At 60.1% G+C, this 18,648-nt stretch carries 20 protein-coding genes; 15 read left to right on the forward strand and 5 right to left on the reverse strand.

Annotated features, from left to right (window positions below; translation table 11 throughout):
- The first annotated feature begins 65 nt into the window (after positions 1-65).
- Complete coding sequence (locus ACR0LH_RS16860; RefSeq protein ID WP_480721779.1) at positions 66-1,238, forward strand: thiolase family protein; 1,173 nt, start codon at positions 66-68, stop codon at positions 1,236-1,238.
- A gap of 56 nt (positions 1,239-1,294) precedes the next feature.
- Positions 1,295-1,747 (forward strand): GAF domain-containing protein, encoded by a 453-nt coding sequence (locus ACR0LH_RS16865; protein WP_170571011.1) that lies wholly within the window; start codon positions 1,295-1,297, stop codon positions 1,745-1,747.
- Between the two features lie 35 nt (positions 1,748-1,782).
- Here ACR0LH_RS16865 and ACR0LH_RS16870 read toward each other — a convergent pair whose 3' ends face one another.
- Entirely contained in the window at positions 1,783-2,172 is a 390-nt protein-coding gene (locus ACR0LH_RS16870; protein ID WP_170485757.1) for an SHOCT domain-containing protein, read from the reverse strand.
- Between the two features lie 117 nt (positions 2,173-2,289).
- Positions 2,290-2,589, reverse strand: a complete 300-nt coding sequence (locus ACR0LH_RS16875) for a DUF1294 domain-containing protein (RefSeq protein WP_480721780.1) — start codon at positions 2,587-2,589, stop codon at positions 2,290-2,292.
- Between the two features lie 89 nt (positions 2,590-2,678).
- Here ACR0LH_RS16875 and ACR0LH_RS16880 point away from each other — a divergent pair, with 89 nt between their 5' ends.
- From ACR0LH_RS16880 to rarD, 9 genes are all read left to right on the forward strand, one after another.
- Positions 2,679-3,248, forward strand: coding sequence for an XRE family transcriptional regulator (locus tag ACR0LH_RS16880; protein ID WP_170388754.1), 570 nt, complete (start codon positions 2,679-2,681; stop codon positions 3,246-3,248).
- Positions 3,249-3,872, forward strand: coding sequence for a LysE family translocator (locus ACR0LH_RS16885; protein ID WP_480721781.1), 624 nt, complete (start codon positions 3,249-3,251; stop codon positions 3,870-3,872). It begins immediately after the preceding gene.
- A gap of 4 nt (positions 3,873-3,876) precedes the next feature.
- Positions 3,877-4,257, forward strand: a complete 381-nt coding sequence (locus ACR0LH_RS16890; protein WP_480721782.1) for a GFA family protein — start codon at positions 3,877-3,879, stop codon at positions 4,255-4,257.
- 15 nt (positions 4,258-4,272) lie between these two features.
- Positions 4,273-6,726, forward strand: a complete 2,454-nt coding sequence (locus tag ACR0LH_RS16895) for a GcvT family protein (RefSeq protein ID WP_480721783.1) — start codon at positions 4,273-4,275, stop codon at positions 6,724-6,726.
- 3 nt (positions 6,727-6,729) lie between these two features.
- Complete coding sequence (locus tag ACR0LH_RS16900) at positions 6,730-7,782, forward strand: zinc-binding dehydrogenase (RefSeq protein WP_480721784.1); 1,053 nt, start codon at positions 6,730-6,732, stop codon at positions 7,780-7,782.
- Positions 7,783-7,796: 14 nt separating this feature from the next.
- Positions 7,797-8,690, forward strand: a complete 894-nt coding sequence (locus ACR0LH_RS16905) for a homocysteine S-methyltransferase family protein (RefSeq protein ID WP_480721786.1) — start codon at positions 7,797-7,799, stop codon at positions 8,688-8,690.
- Between the two features lie 4 nt (positions 8,691-8,694).
- A complete protein-coding gene (locus tag ACR0LH_RS16910) occupies positions 8,695-9,642 on the forward strand; it encodes a helix-turn-helix domain-containing protein (RefSeq protein ID WP_170778562.1) in 948 nt (315 codons plus the stop codon).
- Positions 9,643-9,731: 89 nt separating this feature from the next.
- Positions 9,732-12,185: a GcvT family protein gene (locus ACR0LH_RS16915; protein WP_480721788.1), complete on the forward strand. Its 2,454-nt coding sequence runs from the start codon at positions 9,732-9,734 to the stop codon at positions 12,183-12,185.
- A 267-nt stretch (positions 12,186-12,452) separates the two neighbouring features.
- On the forward strand, positions 12,453-13,358 hold the full coding sequence (gene rarD, locus ACR0LH_RS16920; RefSeq protein WP_170567181.1) for an EamA family transporter RarD: 906 nt from the start codon (positions 12,453-12,455) through the stop codon (positions 13,356-13,358).
- Here the strand turns inward: rarD and ACR0LH_RS16925 are convergent.
- Both ACR0LH_RS16925 and ACR0LH_RS16930 read right to left on the reverse strand, forming a co-directional pair.
- The gene (locus ACR0LH_RS16925) at positions 13,349-14,053 is read right to left on the reverse strand and encodes an SGNH/GDSL hydrolase family protein (protein ID WP_480721789.1); all 705 of its coding nucleotides are present in this window, start codon (positions 14,051-14,053) and stop codon (positions 13,349-13,351) included. The two genes, rarD and ACR0LH_RS16925, sit on opposite strands and share 10 nt — an antisense overlap.
- A gap of 2 nt (positions 14,054-14,055) precedes the next feature.
- A complete protein-coding gene (locus ACR0LH_RS16930) occupies positions 14,056-14,466 on the reverse strand; it encodes a nuclear transport factor 2 family protein (RefSeq protein ID WP_170415662.1) in 411 nt (136 codons plus the stop codon).
- 96 nt (positions 14,467-14,562) lie between these two features.
- On the opposite strand from ACR0LH_RS16930, the gene ACR0LH_RS16935 reads away from it, so the two are divergent.
- From ACR0LH_RS16935 to ACR0LH_RS16950, 4 genes are all read left to right on the forward strand, one after another.
- Positions 14,563-15,210 carry an RluA family pseudouridine synthase gene (locus ACR0LH_RS16935; protein WP_480721791.1) on the forward strand — a complete coding sequence of 216 codons (648 nt, stop codon included), beginning with the start codon at positions 14,563-14,565 and terminating at the stop codon, positions 15,208-15,210.
- Positions 15,211-15,407: 197 nt separating this feature from the next.
- A complete protein-coding gene (locus tag ACR0LH_RS16940) occupies positions 15,408-16,079 on the forward strand; it encodes a YiaD family glycine zipper/OmpA-like lipoprotein (protein WP_170386099.1) in 672 nt (223 codons plus the stop codon).
- A gap of 119 nt (positions 16,080-16,198) precedes the next feature.
- Positions 16,199-16,741, forward strand: coding sequence for an NADPH-dependent FMN reductase (locus ACR0LH_RS16945; protein WP_480721793.1), 543 nt, complete (start codon positions 16,199-16,201; stop codon positions 16,739-16,741).
- A 49-nt stretch (positions 16,742-16,790) separates the two neighbouring features.
- Positions 16,791-17,591 carry an HTD2 family dehydratase gene (locus ACR0LH_RS16950; protein WP_480721795.1) on the forward strand — a complete coding sequence of 267 codons (801 nt, stop codon included), beginning with the start codon at positions 16,791-16,793 and terminating at the stop codon, positions 17,589-17,591.
- On the opposite strand, the gene ACR0LH_RS16955 is transcribed toward ACR0LH_RS16950, so the two are convergent.
- A complete protein-coding gene (locus ACR0LH_RS16955; protein ID WP_170697491.1) occupies positions 17,583-18,617 on the reverse strand; it encodes an NAD(P)/FAD-dependent oxidoreductase in 1,035 nt (344 codons plus the stop codon). The genes ACR0LH_RS16950 and ACR0LH_RS16955 overlap by 9 nt on opposite strands.
- Between the last annotated feature and the right edge of the window lie 31 nt (positions 18,618-18,648).

Raw genomic sequence — 18,648 nt, forward strand, 5'->3', positions numbered from 1 at the left:
ATACGCTAGACGGCAATTCTTACCATTCGGTATCCATCAATCCGGAAAACATGAGGAGCACCCGGATGAAACATGTTGTTATTGCAGGCGCGGCCCGAACACCCATGGGCGGATTTCAAGGCGTGTTCGACGGTGTGGCCGCGGCCGATTTGGGTGGCAGTGCCATTCGCGCAGCGTTGCAAGGTGCCGGGACCGAAACGGTAGACGAGGTTCTTATGGGCTGTGTCCTGCCGGCTGGTCAGGGTCAGGCACCGGCGCGGCAAGCCGGGTTTGCGGCGGGTCTGGGTGAAGACGTCCCCGCCACAACGCTGAACAAGATGTGCGGCTCCGGCATGAAGGCCGCGATGATGGCGTTTGACCAGATCGCGCTGGGTCACGCGGACACAATGGTCGCGGGCGGAATGGAGAGTATGACTAACGCCCCCTATCTGCTGCCGAAAATGCGCGGTGGTGCCCGGATCGGGCACGGGCAGGTCGTGGACCACATGTTCCTTGATGGGCTCGAGGACGCCTACGACAAGGGTCGGCTGATGGGCACGTTTGCCGAGGATTGCGCCGAAGCCTATCAGTTCACCCGCGAGGCGCAGGATGAATACGCGCTGCAATCCCTGTCCAATGCTCTGGCCGCGCAGGAAAGCGGGGCGTTTTCGGACGAGATCACTCCGGTTGTGGTCAAGACCCGCAAAGGTGAGGTGCAGCACGCCGCGGACGAACAGCCGCAATCTGCCCGATCCGAGAAGATACCCACTCTGAAGCCTGCATTCCGCAAAGATGGGACTGTGACGGCGGCCAATTCATCCTCGATTTCGGATGGAGCGGCGGCGCTTGTGCTGGCGTCCGAGGACGCGGCCAAAGATCAGGGGCTGACAGTACGTGCGCGAATTCTGGGGCATGCCAGCCACGCTCAGGCTCCGGGCTTGTTCACTACCGCCCCTGTCCCCGCCGCACAGAAATTGCTGTCCAGCATCGGATGGTCCAAGGATGACGTCGATCTGTGGGAGGTGAACGAAGCCTTCGCCGTTGTGCCGATGGCCTTCATGCATGAGATGGGATTGCCGCGCGACAAGGTCAACGTAAACGGCGGTGCTTGCGCGTTGGGGCATCCGATTGGCGCATCGGGCGCTCGGATAATGGTGACGCTTTTGAACGCGTTGGAAAAGCGCAACCTGAAACGGGGAGTCGCGGCGATCTGCATCGGTGGCGGAGAAGGCACCGCGATTGCAATCGAACGTGTTTGACCCATGGGTGGTTTCGGCATAGGTGGCTTTGCACGACTTATACCGGACGTTCCATGATGACCGTTGACTATGACCTGCTTGCGAAAACCATCTCATCCCTGACCGAAGGGGAAACTGACGCGGTCGCACTCATGGCAACCGTCGCCTGCGAGGTGCATCATTCCGACGACCGGTTCGACTGGACCGGGTTTTATCGCGTGACCGAACCGGGCGTGTTGAAGATCGGCCCGTATCAGGGCGGTCACGGATGTTTGGTTATCCCGTTCGAGCGTGGCGTGTGTGGCGCTGCTGCACGAACGGGCGAGGTTCAGCTTGTGCCCGACGTGGATGCTTTTCCCGGCCATATCGCCTGTGCTTCGAGCACGCGATCAGAGCTGGTTTTGCCGGTGCGAAACGCGTCGGGCGAGGTCATTGCCGTGTTCGACATCGACAGCGATCAACCGGACGCATTCACGCAGCAAGATGCGGACGCGCTTGGCGCAATTCTGAATGCCGTTTTCGGGGCTTAACTCCGACAAGAGCGACTCTGGCCGGAGTTGATACCTCACGCGCTGAGGATCTTGGCTTTTTGGGCTGCGAATTCTTCGTCTGTCAGAACGCCCTTGTCTTTTAAGGCGGCCAAACGCTCCAACTCGTCTGCGGTCGATACTGTCGCGACGGATCGGATGTAGTCCTTCTGCGCTTCCTCGATCTTGTTCATGGCCGCTACATTGTGTTCATGCATCTTTTCGCCCCGCGCGATCAGATAGGACAGCACTCCGAGCCAGGGAATGAGGATGACAAACGCGATCCATGCGGCCTTGCCGAAACCGCTCAGGTCTTTTGAGCGGAACACGTCGGCTACCACCGAAATCATTACCCAGAACCAGGCCACCATCAGGAACAGCCAGAAGATCGACCAAACTATGTCGAAAAACCCGATGCCATTTTCCATGTCTCTTCCAACCCTTTGCCAAAATAAGATTATTTCAGGAATTCAGTATTCACGTCAATGTAACAGACAGTTTCCTCTTTGGCTGCCGATTATTTTTTGATTGAAAACCCGCGGGGTTCAGAGCGGGAGTTGCGTGGTCAGAACGTACAAAAAGGCGACCTGTAAGCCGAGCACCAGATAGAGGTATATCGAAAACCGCCGCTTGCGCGCCTTGTGGCGAAAAATCCAGCGCCCCAAAACAGCGCCCGGCCCCCCGCCGACCACGGCAAGCCATAGCAGTTTGGCCTCGGGTACGCGGCGTTTGCGACGTTTAGCGCGCAGTTTGTCCCATCCAAATGCCAGCAGGGTCAGTAGGTTAATGACCCAAAGATACGCGACAGCAATCCACATGCGCGACGAATAGACAATCTCGGCCAATCACCCAAGTGAAAAAATGCTTGGAAATTTCACCGACTCAGGCCATCGTGAAAAAGTAGGTCAAAATTTCACGACTTCTGGAGAGCCCGGTGAACAGCCAAGCCCCAAACAGTGCGACCCTTGGTGCCGACATCCGCGCCCTGCGAAAGGCGCGCGGCCTGACCTTGACCGAGATCGCCGCACGGCTGGATCGGTCGGTTGGGTGGCTCAGTCAGGTCGAACGAGACATGTCCGACCCGTCGATCTCGGATTTGCGCCAAATCGCCGAGTGCCTTGGTGTTCCAATGTCGATGCTGTTTTCCCATTCCGCGGCCCCTGCGGATGAGCTGGGATTTATCGTGCGTGCAGGGTCACGGCGGCCCATGGGGTCAGGCGAAGAAGGGCTGATCGAGGAGTTGCTCTCTCCTGATCTGACCGATGATTTTGAGATGGTGCATTCTACTTTCGAGCCACGCTCTGAAATGCAGACCCCTGCAAGCCGCCCGACACAAGAGGTTGGCTACATGGTTTCCGGTCGGTTGGACCTGACGATTGGCGGGCGGCAATTCTCAGTCGGGCCGGGCGATAGCTTTCGCATCAAGCACGTGCCTTACAAGTGGGCGAACCCCTATGATGAGCCCGCCGTGGCCATCTGGGTCATCGCTCCACCGGTGTATTGAATGAGTTTTGAAGCCTGGACCATATTCGCGTTGTTCTGGCTGGTATTTGTCACCACGCCGGGGCCAAACGCAGTCAACTGCATCTCGAACGGGATGAGCCTGCCATTTCCCAAGGCGATGCTGGGGGTGTTGGCGATCCTGACACAGGCCACAGCCTTTCTGATCTTCTCGGCGCTGGGCATAACGGCGCTGATCGCGGCCTCTCCTACTGGGTTCTTCATTGCCAAGCTGATCGGTGCTGGGTTCCTGATCTGGATGGGCATCCGTGGCTGGATAAATGCCAGCAAACCCACGCCCGCGTTCGAGCGGCCCGCGCGCCATGTCTATCTGCACGCGCTGGCCGTAGCGACGATCAACCCCAAAAGCGTGGCCGGGTATCTGGCGGCCTTCTCGCAGTTTGTGCAGCCCGACATACCGGTCTGGCAGCAGATGGGGGTGATCATGCCGACCGTGCTGGTCATCACAACGCTCAGCTATACCGGGTTTACCCTGCTGGGCGCACTGATGGGAAAGGCTGCGCTGGGGGCCGTGTTCAATGTCTGGGTCCGTCGCGTGATGGCGACCTGTTTCATCACCTATGGCGTGTTGCTGGGCACCAGCACGACGCCTGCAGCAAGGGGGTAGCGATATGCACACCGGTTCCTGTCTGTGCGGCAAGGTCGCGTTCAAGATTGACGGAGACCTCACGCCGCCAAATGCCTGCCACTGCGGTCAGTGCCGCAGGCAGTCGGGGCATCTTTGGGCCTCAACCGTCACGCATCAGGACAACCTCAGCTTTACCGCCAGTGATACACTGGGCTGGTATCGCGCTTCGGACATCGCCAAGCGTGGCTTTTGCAGCGCCTGTGGCTCTTTCCTGTTCTGGCAGCACAATGACGAGGACACGATTGCGATTTCGGTAGGGTCTCTGAGCGAGCCCACCGGTTTGAAACTCGCCCAGCATATCTTTGTCGCGGACAAGGGCGATTACTATGACATCCAGGACGATCTGCCCCAGCGGGCACATTAACAGGGGATCAAGACAATGAGTGATTTTCCAACCAAGGCCCGTGTGGTCATCATCGGCGGCGGCGTTGTCGGCTGTTCGTCACTGTATCATCTGGCCAAGAAGGGCTGGACCGACTGCGTTCTGCTGGAAAAGAACGAGCTGACGGCTGGCTCGACCTGGCACGCGGCTGGCAACGTGCCGACCTTTTCGACCTCGTGGGCGATCATGAACATGCAGCGCTATTCGACCGAGCTGTATGCGCGGCTGGCGGATGAGGTTGACTATCCGATGAACTACCACGTCTCGGGTTCGATCCGTCTGGCGCACAGCAAAGAGCGGATGCAGGAGTTCGAGCGCGCCCTGTCCATGGGCCGCTATCAGGGCATCCCGATGGAGATGTGGACGCCGGACGAGGCCAAAGAGCGCTATCCCTTCCTTGAAACCCATGATCTTGAGGGCGTTCTGTACGACCCGACCGATGGTGATATCGACCCGGCGCAGTTGACGCAGGCGCTGGCCAAGGGTGCGCGCGATCTGGGTCAAAAGATCATCCGCTTCTGCCCGGCAACCGGCGTGACTCAGCACGATAACGGCACGTGGACGGTTCATACCGACAAGGGCGATATCGTCTGTGATTATGTGGTCAACGCCGCCGGTTACTACGCGCAGCGCGTGGGTGAGATGTTCAAACCCTACGGTGGCCGCACCGTGCCTGCGATGGTCATGAGTCACCAGTATCTGCTGACCGACGAAGTGCCTGAGATTGAGGCATGGTCGAAGGAAAACGGTGGCAAGCTGCCGCTGCTGCGCGACGTGGATATCTCGTACTATCTGCGGCAAGAGAAGAACGGCTTCAACCTTGGTCCCTATGAACCCAACTGCAAGGGTCATTGGATGACCGAAGACGATCCGATGCCCGAGGATTTCAGTTTCCAACTGTGGAACGACGATCTGGACCGGATCGAGGACATCGTCACCGACGCGATGGAGCGGGTGCCGCTGATGGCGACCTCGGGTGTGGGTCGGGTGATTAACGGCCCCATCCCTTATGCGCCTGACGGCCTGCCTCTGATCGGGCCGATGCCGGGCGTGACAAACGCGTTTGAGGCGCACAGCTTTACCTTCGGCATCGCGCAGGGCGGCGGGGCTGGCAAAGTGCTGGCCGAATGGATCGTCGATGGCGCGACTGAGTGGGACATGTGGGCCGTCGATCCGCGCCGTTACACCGACTACACCGATCAGGACTACTGCAACCAGAAGGGGATGGAGGTCTATGGCAACGAATACGCTATGCACTTCCCGCACCATGAATGGCCTGCAGCGCGGGATAAGAAGCTGTCTCCGGTCCACGCCAAGGTCAAGGAACTGGGCGGCGTGATGGGCGCCTATAACGGTTGGGAACGCGCCAACTGGTTCGCCAAGCCGGGTGACGATACCTCGCTTGAGGCCACCCACACCTGGGGTCGGTCCGGCCCGTGGGAGCAGCGGATCAAGGAAGAATGCGAGGCCGTGCGCGATAACTGCGGTGTGCTCGACCTGCCGGGGTTCTCGCGGTTCAAGGTACAAGGGCCGGGGGCTGACGAATGGCTGCGGGGGCTAGTGGCCGGGTCGCTGCCCAAGATCGGTCGCGTCGGGCTGGTCTATTTCTCGGATGATCGCGGCCGTATTCTGACCGAGATGTCCGTAACCCGTGAGGCTGAAGACCTATTTGTGCTGGTCACTGCCGCAACCGCGCAATGGCATGATCGGGAATGGTTGGAACGCCATATGCCCGCAAACGCAGCCTTTACGCTGGAAGACTGGACCACGCGTATGGACACGCTGATCGTCACCGGCCCCAAGTCGCGCGAGGTGCTGTCCAAACTGTGCGATGCGGACCTGAGCCTGCCGTGGCTCAGCTTTCAGGAAAGCGAGATCAAAGGGGGCTGGGTTGCTTTGCTGCGCGTGTCCTTCGCGGGCGAACTGGGGTGGGAGGTCCACGCCGAGAACGCGGATATGCCCGCGATCTATGAGGCCATCCTCGAAGCTGGGGCCAAGCCGTTCGGCATGTATGCCCTGAACTCTCTGCGGATCGAAAAAGGCTACCGCGCGTGGAAGGGCGATCTGTCCACCGACTATTCGCTGCTGGAAGGCGGGCTGGGGCGCTTTGTCAAGCTGGACAAGCCGCAGGATTTCCCCGGCAAGGCTGCAATCCTGAACGAAAAGCAGCAGGGCGTGAAAAAATCCTTTGTCACTCTGACGGTCGAGGCCGGTGATTGCGATGCGCCCTACATGTCCTGCATCTGGCAGGGCGATCAGATCGTGGGTGAGACGACCTCGGGCGCATGGGGCTATCGTGTTGGCAAGTCCATTGCGCTGGGCATGATCAAGTCGGAACTGGCCAACCCCGGCACCGCGCTTGAGGTCGAAATTTACGGCCAGAAATACCCCGCCGTAGTGCAAGAAGATCAACCCCTCTGGGATCCGGCCAACGAACGGCTGCGGGCCTGATCCATGGCTGTTCCGCGCGTCATGCAGGGCGTTTACCTGACCCGCCACGGCGGGCCAGAGGCGCTGGAATGGCGCGCGGATATCCCCGTGCCACAGCCCGGACCCGGTCAGGTTCTGGTCCGGGTTGCTGCCGCGGGGGTGAACAACACCGATATCAACACGCGCGTTGGCTGGTATTCGTCAGACGTGACCGGCGCGACAGATGCGGTGAATCAGGATGTCGACGCAGGCGGCTGGGGCGGCGCGCTGCACTTCCCGCGCATTCAGGGCGGTGATCTGTGCGGTATCGTTGAACTCACCGGGCCAGAGACGGGTTTCACCCAAGGCCAGCGCGTCACCTGTTCGATCAACCTGCCACGTCCACGCCCCGGCAATCCCACCGGTTTCATTGCGCTGGGGTCCGAGATTGACGGAGCCTTTGCGCAGTACTGTCTGGTTGAGGCGTCTGATCTGTACGATGTATCGGCCTCCCCCCTGTCAGATGTCGAGATCGCGGCCATCCCCTGCGCCTTTGGCACGGCGGAGAACCTGCTGACTCGGGCGGGCGTGACCACCGGGCACAAGGTTCTTATCACTGGCGCGTCCGGCGGTGTCGGCCTGGCCGCCGTGCAACTGGCCCGGCTGCGCGGGGCGACCGTGTGGGGCGTCGCCAGCCCTGCCAAGGCCGATGTGGTCAAGGGGCAGGGGGCCACGGATACGTTCGACCGAAACGCGCCTTTGCCGAAAGATATGTTCGACGTGGTGGTCGACGTGGTCGGCGGCCCCGCATGGCCCGGCCTGATCCTGTCGCTGAAACCCGGCGGGCAATATGCCGTCTCGGGTGCCATCGCCGGACCCATCGTGCAGGCCGATCTGCGCGATATCTACCTGCGCGACATCACCATCCACGGCTGCACCCATCAGGCGTTCGAGGTCTTCGGCCGACTGGTCGAACTGATGAACGCAGGCAAGATCAAACCTTTGATCTCAAAAACCTACCCGCTAAGAGATATCGCCAAAGCGCAAGAGGACTTTCAGTCCAAGGCGTTTGCGGGAAAACTGGTTCTCATTCCCTGAGGAAAGGTAAGGCAATGGCGGATATCACCTTGTTGGACGGCTCGATCGGGCAGGAACTGGTCAAACGCGGCGGCGAAAAGCCCACGCCTTTATGGTCTACGCGGGTGATGATGGACCAGCCCGAACTGGTGGGGCAGGTCCATGCGGATTACTTTCGACGTGGCGCGACGGTTGCCACGACGAACACTTATGCTGTCCACCGCTCACGTCTGGTGCGCGAAGGGATCGAGGACCAGTTGCCTGCCCTGATCGACACGGCGCTGAGTCAGGCCGAGGGCGCGCGGCCTGCTTCGGGCGGACGGATCGCCGGGGCGCTGGGGCCGCTGTTGGCCTCGTACCGGCCCGACCTGAAACCCGATGTCGAGGAAGCCGCGCTGAAATACGCCGAGCTTGTCGGTCTGATGAACGACCGGGTGGACCTGTTCCTGCATGAGACGGTCTCGTCCCTGCAAGAGGCTGAAGGCGCGCTGCGCGGGACGGAAAGCGCGACCAAACCCGTTTGGCTGGCGCTGTCGGTGATGGATAATGACGGCACCCGTTTGCGCTCGGGCGAGCAACTGGCGCAGGTTGCCCCGCTAGTGGACAGGTTCGCGCCGCAAGCGGTTCTGATCAACTGTACCCGGCCGGAATCGGTGATGCCCGCGCTGACGATCCTTAAGACGATGGGCCGCCCCTATGGGGCTTATGCCAACGGCTTCACCGGCATCACACAGGATTTTCTGGAAGACGCGCCCACGGTCGATGCGCTGGAACAGCGCCATGACCTGACCCCCAAAGCCTATGCCGATTTCGCCATGTCCTGGGTCGAACACGGGGCCACCATCGTCGGCGGCTGCTGCGAGGTTGGACCGGACCATATTGAGGCGCTGGCCCATGCTTTGCGCGTGACCGGGCATAGGATCGTCTGACGCCATGTCACGGGCACAGCAGCATTTCGACATCGTCGTCGCCCCCGGCTTTGTGCTGCTTGAACTGGCGTCTCTGGTCGAGGTGCTGCGGCTGGCCAACCGCGTGTGCCCTCACCCGCCGTTTACCTATACCTATCGGTCGCTCAGAGGTGGGGCGATCCTCAGCAGCAGTGATGCACTGATCCAGACCGAGGCTGTCAGCGCCCAGCCAAAGGCGGATTACCTCTTTGTCATCGGCAATTCCGACCCCGACCATCCCGATCTGTCGCTGGGTCGCGTGGTGTCTGACTATACCTATCGCGGCGCGCAGGTGTTTCTGCTGGCCGAGGCCGCCAGCCGCTATATCGACGAAAGAGGCACGGCGGACATGGCCACCCATTGGGAAAACGCGTCGTTCCTGCGGGAACGGGGTGCGCGGTTCGAGGCCAAGCTGTCGATTGCGACCGAACAGGGCGCGGTTGTGACCTGCGCGGGGATGGAGGCGACCACGGATGTCGCTTTGGCCGTAATCGGGCGGCATATCTCTGGCCCAGCCAAGATGACGGTCGCCGATATCATGCTGCACGAAAACATCCGCGATTTTTCCTCGATGCAACCGTTTTCAGGCGCGCGCATGACCGCAACCGGGGATGCCAAGCTGGACCAGTGTATCAAGCTGATGCAGGCGAATATTGAAGACCCCCTGCCGATCCACGAAATCGTCGAGGAACTGCACCTGTCCAACCGCTCGCTGGAACGTAAGTTCAAGACGTTCTTCGGCACCACGCCCAACGGCTTCTATCGCGAGATGCGACTGGCCAAGGCCAACAACCTGCTTTTGAACACGACGATGAGCGTACGCGAGATCGGCCTGGCCTGTGGTTTCCCGAACGGGTTTTCCTCGGTCTACAAGAGCTTTTTCGGCGTTACCCCGTTTGTTCTGCGGCGGGAAAAGCGCGCGGCGCATCGGTGAAAATTACCCGTTTTGTGACGCTTTTGATGCATTTATTGCCGATCTTCCGTGGCAGGTTGACCCAAACCTGACACAGCGGAGATTTCAGGATGGTTGATCTTCCCAGCAAGGCCCGAGTGGTCATCATCGGCGGCGGCGTAATCGGTTGTTCGGTCGCGTATCACCTGACCAAAAAGGGCTGGAACGATGTTGTCCTGCTGGAGCGTAAACAACTGACCAGCGGCACTACGTGGCACGCCGCAGGTCTGATCGCCCAGCTGCGGGCGACGGCGAACATGACCAAACTGGCGAAATACAGTCAGGAGCTTTACGGCTCGCTCGAGGAAGAAACAGGCGTCGCCACCGGATTCAAGCGTTGTGGTTCGATCACTGTTGCGCTGACCGAGGAGCGCAAGGAAGAGATTTATCGTCAGGCAGCGATGGCCCGCGCTTTTGGCGTCGAGATCGAAGAGATATCGAACGAGCGGGTCAAGGAGATGTACCCCCACCTGAATACCCAAGACGTCAAGGGCGCGGTCTATCTGCCGCTGGACGGGCAGGGCGACCCGGCCAATATCGCGCTGGCCTTGGCCAAGGGCGCACGGCAACGCGGTGGGATCGTCAAGGAACGTGTGAAAGTCACCGATATCACCAAACAGGGGCGCAAGGTCACAGGCGTCGATTGGGTCGCCGATGACGGCAGCGCCTCGGGCCATATCGAATGTGACATGGTGGTGAACTGCGCGGGCATGTGGGGGCACGAGGTTGGCCGGATGGCAGGCGTGAACGTCCCTCTGCACGCGTGCGAGCATTTCTATATCGTCACCGAAGGCATCGACGGACTGACCCAGTTGCCGGTGCTGCGCGTGCCGGACGAATGCGCCTATTACAAGGAAGACGCGGGTAAAATCCTGCTGGGCGCGTTCGAGCCGAACGCCAAGCCCTGGGCCATGAACGGCATTCCCGACAGTTTCGAATTTGACCAACTGCCAGAGGATTTCGACCATTTTGAACCGATCCTTGAGGCGGCGGTGAACCGGATGCCGATGCTGGCCGAGGCGGGGATTCACACCTTCTTCAACGGGCCGGAATCCTTCACGCCCGACGATGCCTATCATCTGGGCCTTGCGCCAGAGATGGACAACTATTGGGTCGCCGCCGGGTTCAACTCAATCGGGATTCAGTCGGGCGGTGGCGCTGGCATGGCGCTGGCCGAATGGATGGACTCGGGCGAAAAGCCCTTTGATCTGGGCGACGTGGATATCAGCCGGATGCAGCCGTTTCAGGGGAACAAGAAATACCTGTTTGAACGGTCCAAGGAAACACTGGGCCTGCTCTATGCCGACCACTACCCCTACCGCCAAAAAGCCACCGCGCGCGGAGTGCGGCGCACGCCGTTGCACCACCACCTCAAGGATCAGGGTGCGGTTTTCGGAGAGCTTGCTGGCTGGGAACGCGCCAACTGGTTCGCCAATCCGGGGCAAGAGCGCGAATACCAGTATAGCTGGAAACGTCAAAACTGGTTTGAAAACTCAGCCGCCGAGCACCGTGCCGTGCGCGAGAATGTGGGCATGTATGATATGTCCTCGTTCGGCAAGATCCGGGTCGAAGGCCCGGATGCCGAAGCATTCATGAACTACGTTGGCGGCGGAGACTATTCGGTGCCAAATGGCAAGATCGTCTATACCCAGTTCCTGAACCGTCAGGGCGGGATCGAGGCTGACGTGACCGTCACCCGCCTGACCGAGACCGCCTATCTGGTCGTCACCCCCGCGGCCACTCGTCTGGCGGATCAAACGTGGATGCAGCGACATGCGGACGGGTTCAACGTGGTCATCACCGACGTCACCGCGGGCGAGGGCGTTCTGGCCGTCATGGGTCCCAACGCGCGCACGTTGCTTCAAAAGGTCTCGCCCGCTGATTTCTCTAACGCAGCAAACCCGTTCGGCACCGCGCAGGAAATAGAGATCGGTATGGGCCTCGCCCGCGCGCACCGTGTCACCTATGTGGGTGAGCTGGGGTGGGAGATTTATGTCTCCTCCGATATGGCGGGTCATGTGTTCGAGACATTGCACGAGGCGGGGCAGGACATGGGCCTGAAACTGTGCGGGATGCACATGATGGATTCGTGCCGGATCGAGAAAGGGTTCCGCCATTTCGGACATGACATCACTTGTGAGGATAACGTCGTCGACGCCGGGCTTGGCTTTGCAGTCAAAACTGACAAAGGCAGCGACTTTATCGGTCGTTCGGCGGTTATTGAGCGCAAGGAAAGCGGGCCGAAAAGCCGGTTGGTTCAATTTCGCTTAGCCGATTCCGAACCGCTGCTGTTTCACAATGAACCGATCGTTCGGGATGGTGAGTATGTTGGCTATTTAAGTTCGGGTAACTACGGTCATACGCTGGGAGGCGCAATCGGAATGGGCTATGTACCATGCGAGGGAGAGAAGGCGGCAGATGTGCTGGCTTCGTCCTACGAGATAGACGTATGCGGTGTGAAGGTCAAAGCCGAGGCGTCGCTGAAGCCAATGTATGACCCTAAATCCGAGCGCGTTAAGGTCTGAACCGTTTGAAAATGGGGCTCTGCCCCCGCCGCGGCAAGCCGCGTCTCCCCCGGGATATTTTCAGCCAGATGAAGTACGGATCCCCTGCTTCATCTGGCCCCAAATATCCCGGAGCGCGAGGCAGAGCCTCGCATGCCAGCACCGCAGCTCGCGGAACGGTTGCGTGTTCAACCCATAACGATTTGTTATGTGAACCTTCACGATTTTCGCAGTTTTCCTGATGGCAGAGTTTGCCTAAAGACAACCAGTGTCGATTGGAGACCCGCTATGGTGAACGCTGCTGCCCCTTTACAGAATACAGATACACCGAGGGGATTGGTGTTGGCTGTTACGGCCTATGTTCTGTGGGGATTCCTACCCCTGTACATGAAGGCGATGGCGCATATCGGTCCGGTGGAGATCGTTGCCCACCGCATCATCTGGTCAGTACCAGTGGCAGGAGCGCTTCTAATTGCATTGGGGCGAACGCGGGATCTGAAGGCTGCTTTGAGGAACCCGAAAATGCTGGGTATGGCTGGCTTGACGGCTGGGCTGATCTCGGTGAATTGGGCCATTTATGTCTGGGCGATCGCCAGCGGAAACGCCCTTGATGCCGCATTGGGATATTACATCAACCCTTTGTTCAGTATTGCGCTTGGTGCGGTATTGCTTCGTGAGCCACTAAACCGGACGCAACTGATTGCGGTCGGGTTGGCCGCTGCAGGCGTGGCGGTTCTGGTCCTTCAAGCCGGCAGCATCCCTTGGGCAGCATTGGGACTCATGGTGAGCTGGGGGTTCTACGCATTCTTCAAGCGGTCTCTGCCAATCGGTCCCAATCAGGGTTTCTTGCTTGAGGTTCTGATCCTGCTGATCCCGGCCTTGGCCTACGTAACCTGGCTGGGCGTGCAGGGGAACGGCCACTTTGGAATAGCTGCCACCGATACGATGCTGCTTGCTGGTGCGGGGGTGGTTACGGCTGTTCCTCTGTTGGTCTATGCCAATGGTGCCAAGCTTGTTCGCCTGTCGACGATGGGAATTCTCCAGTATATTGCACCGACCATGATATTCATCACAGCGATCACGGTCTTCGGCGAGCAGATCGACCAAGGGCGCATGATTGCCTTCCCGCTGATCTGGGCTGCGCTTGTGGTGTATTCAATCCCTATGATCCGGCAGATGAGGGCTCAACCCTGACGGAGTAGGTGCGCGGCCTTTGCCGCCCAGATCGCGTAGGTTTTGGGGCTAGGGTGATACCCGTCCGGTGCGGCCAGAGCTGGATCGTCCGGCAAGTCCAATGGCAGATGAAACGCCTGACGATGCTGGGCAACGACCTGTTGCAACCCCTGATCAAGTCGGGCCGCCTGCTGCCCGAGAACCCAGGCCAGAGGCTGCGGGAGCGCTGGAAAACGGCTCATTTCGGGTACGGCTGTCATCGCCACACGCTTCACCCCCAGCTGCCCGACAAGCAAGTCTACCAATTGACTTTGCCGGTCAATGAAAGACTTTCGGGTAACGCCCCGGGTCACGTCATTGACGCCCAAGGCTGTAACCGCCGCATCAAATTGATTGTCCAAACCTCGAAGTCTGTCGATCGTATCCTGCGTCGTGTGGCCTGTTGTGGCCTCGAGCCTCCATTCGACGGTGTAGTGACGCGAGAGTTCGCGAACCAGATACCCCGAAAGCGCCTGCGCCTGAGTGCCTGCGCCGACACCGGCCGCTGAGCTGTCTCCGGCGATCAAAAGCCGCAACCGAGGTCCTCGCCCGTCGCGTCCTTCTCGGGGACCAATGGGCTCGGACAGCAATCGGGCGTTGCGGCGAACAGACAGACCTTGCGCCGCGAGTATCGGCAGCAAGGGTAGGCGCAGCAGTTGGTCCGCAGCAACGGGCATGATCAGCTCAGCGCGTTTTTGAATTCCAGAAAACGCGGATCAGTCATGACGCGGGCCATCATCGCTTCGCGTAGGGCGCCGATGGTCTTGTAGGGGCGCATGACCACTTCAAACTCCTGAATCAGCCCGTCGTCGTTAAGAGTGATCAGATCAACGCCGACCGCGTCCAGATCGCCAACCTTGCATTGGAATTCCAGCGCCCAGTCTTTGCCTTCGCCCATGACACGGCGGTAACGGAAGTCCGAGAAGACCTGCGCCACATGGCCCAGAACCGCAGCCGCCGGAGCTCGCCCCGTCCAGGTGCTGTAATAGGTAGGCGGAGAAAACCGAACGTCCTCGGCCAGTAATTCGTGAATTAGGTTTTCGTCGCCCTTGGCAACGACTTCTTGCATGCGCTCGATCGTGGGGTGCATGATCTCTCCTCCGGTTTTTGCGCAGAGTTGCGGAACCTCTGGGTTCAGGCAAGGACGACGTTGCGGGACTTTGCGCGGTACGTTAGGCAAGCGCGCATGAGCGAAGCATATGATCCTCCGAAAACGCCACTGGATGTCCTGCATGAGGATGCGCAGTTGATCGTGGTGAACAAGCCATCGGGCCTGCTGTCGGTTCCGGGACGCGGAGAGCATTTGGCGGATTGTCTTTTGGCGCGAGTGCAGGCCTCTTTTCCGCAGGCATTGCTGGTGCACCGGCTGGATCGGGATACATCGGGGGTGATGGTGTTTGCGCAGACGCCCCATGCGCAACGGCATCTGAGCATGCAGTTCGAGAAGCGCCAAACCCGCAAAACCTATATCGCACGTGTATTTGGCCGGGTTGAGCCCAAAACCGGAACCATTGATCTGCCGCTGATCGTGGACTGGCCCAACCGCCCGCGCCAGATGGTGTGTCATGAGACCGGAAAAGCCGCGGTAACCGATTGGCGGGTCGTTAAATACGAGGGCGCCACGACCCGAGTGCGCCTGTTTCCGAAAACCGGGCGGTCACATCAGTTGCGCGTCCACATGCAGTCGTTGGGTCACCCGATTTTGGGCGACCCCTTTTACGCGGAAGGAGCGGCGCGCGATTATCCGCGTCTTATGCTGCATTCAGAAGAACTCCGTCTGAAGAATCCAGAGGGCGGGGTGTCGATGAAGTTCCGGGCCGCCGCAGATTTCTGACATTGAATCGCGCGAATCCGTGGCAATCTGCGGTTGCAGTGGAAAAATCTGCCAGAGTGTCGCGACAGGAATTCATTGAGCGGCGGGTAACTGCCGATATCACCGGATTGTTGCTTGAGCCTGCGACCGCAGGGCGCGATATACCGGACCGAACAATATGGACCCGATGAACGGGTGTCAGAGCAGAAGGTGATTTCATGGCGATTTCAAAGTTTGTCGTTTCCGCTGGGCTGTGCTCGGCTATGTTTTTGGGCGCGTGCACCGACCCCGGTACGCTGAGCTTGCCTGATGATCCGAACCAAAACGCAAAACAGGGTGCGATTCTGGGTGGTCTGGTCGGTGCGGGTGTCGGGGCGATCGCGAATGGCTCCGATCCGCTTCTGGGCGCGTTGGCCGGTGGTGCGATTGGTGCGGCTGGCGGTGGCCTGATCGGTAATCAACTGGACCAGCAGGCCGCAGAACTGCGCCAGCAATTGGCCAATCAGGGGATCACCGTGACCAATGCAGGTGACCGGCTGATTGTCACCGTGCCGAACGACATCACCTTTGACACCGACAGCTCGACCGTGCGCCCGGCGCTGCGGGCTGATCTGGTGCGGGTGGGGCAGAACCTGGTGAATTACCCCAATTCAACCGTGCAGGTCATCGGCCATACGGACAGCGACGGCGAGGCGTCGTACAATCAGGCCCTTTCGGAACGTCGGGCGCGCTCTGTCGCCGATATTCTGCAGGCCAATGGTGTCAACAGCGCCCGGATCAGCACGATTGGACTGGGTGAGAACCGTCCTGCGGCCTCGAACCTGACGGCTGAAGGCAAAGCCCGTAACCGTCGGGTTGATATCGAGATCATTCCAAACGGGCGCACCTGAACCTGACGGGGCACCGTCAGGTGCCTTGGCTTTTTTGCACATTGACTGCGCGTCATGGGGGCTTTGGCGCGCAGATGTGTCGCGCTAACTAGTGAATGACACCATCACGGAGCCCTCTCATGTCTGAACCGATCCTGCTTGGCCTGTCCGGGTCGCTGCGCCAGAGCGCAACCAACCGTAAGCTGCTGCGCGAAGCTGCGCGGTTGTTTGACCCGGGGACATATGTCGAGGCGGACCTGAACCTGCCGCTTTATGATGGTGATCTGGAGGACGGCGAAGGTATCCCGGACCGGGTGCAACTGCTGGCGGATCAGATTGCGCAGGCGCATGCCGTGATCATCTCGACGCCGGAATACAACAAGGGTCCATCCGGTGTGTTGAAGAACGCGCTGGATTGGGTGAGCCGAACCAAGGGCAAGCCGTGGGCGGACAAACCCGTTGCCGTGATGTCCGCCGCCGCGGGTCGCGCTGGCGGTGAGCGGGCCCAGATGGTCCTGCGCAGTTATATGGTACCGTTCCAGCCCCGTATTCTGCAGGGGCCGGAAATTCATCTGGCCAGCAGTTCCAAAGAGTTCGATGAGCAAGGGAAGCTGACCAGCGAACGATACGAAAGCACTCTGCAAACCCTGATGCAAAAGCTGCGCGCCGAGGCTGGTTTCTGATCGTCGCGGGCCGCTTGTCGGTGAACCTTCGTCTGTCTAGTCTTCTGCCATGACGGAGGAAACACAGACAGATGTTCTGGACCCGGCCCGCGCCGCCGCGCTTCTGATCGCGCTGGGGCAGGGCGGGACCATCGGGGCAGGCACACCCTTGCCTGCCTTTTTCCACCAGCTTTATTTCTGGACGCCGCAACAACCGGACGGCCTTGGCCGGGACGGTCATCCAAAGGTCGGGGGTGGCCTGATCCCCGATATGGGTTTGCCACGCCGGATGTGGGCAGGTGGACGGTTAGAGTTTCATGCGCCCCTTGTTGCGGGTCGGGCAGCCGAACGGCGCTCGGTTCGGGAAAGCCTTGTGTCCAAAACAGGACGAACCGGGCCGCTGGCCTTTGTCACGCTGCGCCATGAGATATGGCAGGATGCAACGCATTGTCTGACAGAGTGGCAGGACCTCGTTTACCGCAACGATCCGTCGGACACAGAACCGCGCCCCGCGCCGCCGGTCGCACGGACCGATGAGACCGATCGGCGCGAGGTATCATTCGATTCTACTTTATTGTTTCGATACTCGGCGCTGACGTTCAACGGTCACCGTATCCACTATGATCTGGACTATGCGCGTCAGGTCGAAGGGTATGACGGTCTGGTCGTGCATGGGCCGCTGCTGGCCCAGTTGTTGATGTTGTTTGCCGAGGATGTGATGGGTCCGCTTGCACGGTTTTCGTTCCGCGCGACATCGCCGTTGATGCATACCGAAACCGCGACCTTGTGCCGGAACGGTCAGAGCATGTGGGTCCGCGGCCCCGACGGGCGGCAATGCATGATTGCCAATGCCACCGCGCGATCACAGTGATGCTTCGGGCCGGAAATCTTCGGGGATCGTATCGCGGCCGTCCAGTATCAGATCGGCCATGACTGCGGCCACCTTCGGGGCCATTCCAAAGCCGATCTTGAACCCGCCATTGGCGATGAACTGCCCCTTGTGCAAGGGATGCGCGCCCAGCATCGGGGCACGGCTTTTGCTGCGGGGGCGAACCCCGGCCCAGCGTTCGATTGCCTCGGCCCCGTGCAGAACAGGGACCGCGCGCGTGGCACGCTCTAACACATCCTCAAGCGCGGTATCTGTGCTGGTCGGATCGTCATACTCCCGCTCGGAGGTTGAGCCGATGGCCAGCGTGCCGTCCGCATGCGGCACGATATGAACCGTATCAGCAAAGAGCTGGGGAACCTCTCCGGCGTCGAACCGCAACAATGCGGCCTGTCCTTTGACGCCATTGCCGACGACCTTGCCAAACGCGTCGTTGAGTTCCAGCAGTCCGGCCAACCCGGTGGCGTGAACGACTTGCCCCTTGTCCGGTGCGTCGGTCACCACATCGACGCCCATAACGGCCAGCGCCGATACCAGCGCGGCGCAGGCGCGCCGTGGGTGCATCCGGGCACTAAGCGTGTCGTGGATCACGAACCCGGTTGGGCTGGGCGGGCACCACGATCCAAGTTCTGTGGTTTCAACGACCCGCCATTCGGCCTTGCCCTGCCACAGTTCAGCCGCCGTATCCGCACGAGCGTGAGCCAGGTCCAGGGTTCTGGCGTCGGTAATGGGTTGCAGCCGTCCTAGCCTTGCGTAACCCGCTGAAACGCCGCCGGTTTCCTCGATCTGTTTCCAGAATGGTTCGGCCATGATCAGGCTCTCGAACTGAAAGGCTTTCTTCGCGTTCCAGTTCTCGGGGACATGAGGGGCAAGGGCACCGACCAGCCCGCCGCTTGATCCCGCGCCTGCGCCAAAAGGATCAACGACCTGAACTTTTGCGCCGCGCCGGGCACAGGTCCAGGCGATGGACAGGCCAAAGATACCCGCGCCGCGTACCGTCACATCGACCATTGCCAAACCCCTTTTCCTTGTTCAGTGTCGC

The sequence above is a fragment of the Ruegeria sp. CL6 genome (assembly GCF_056536465.1).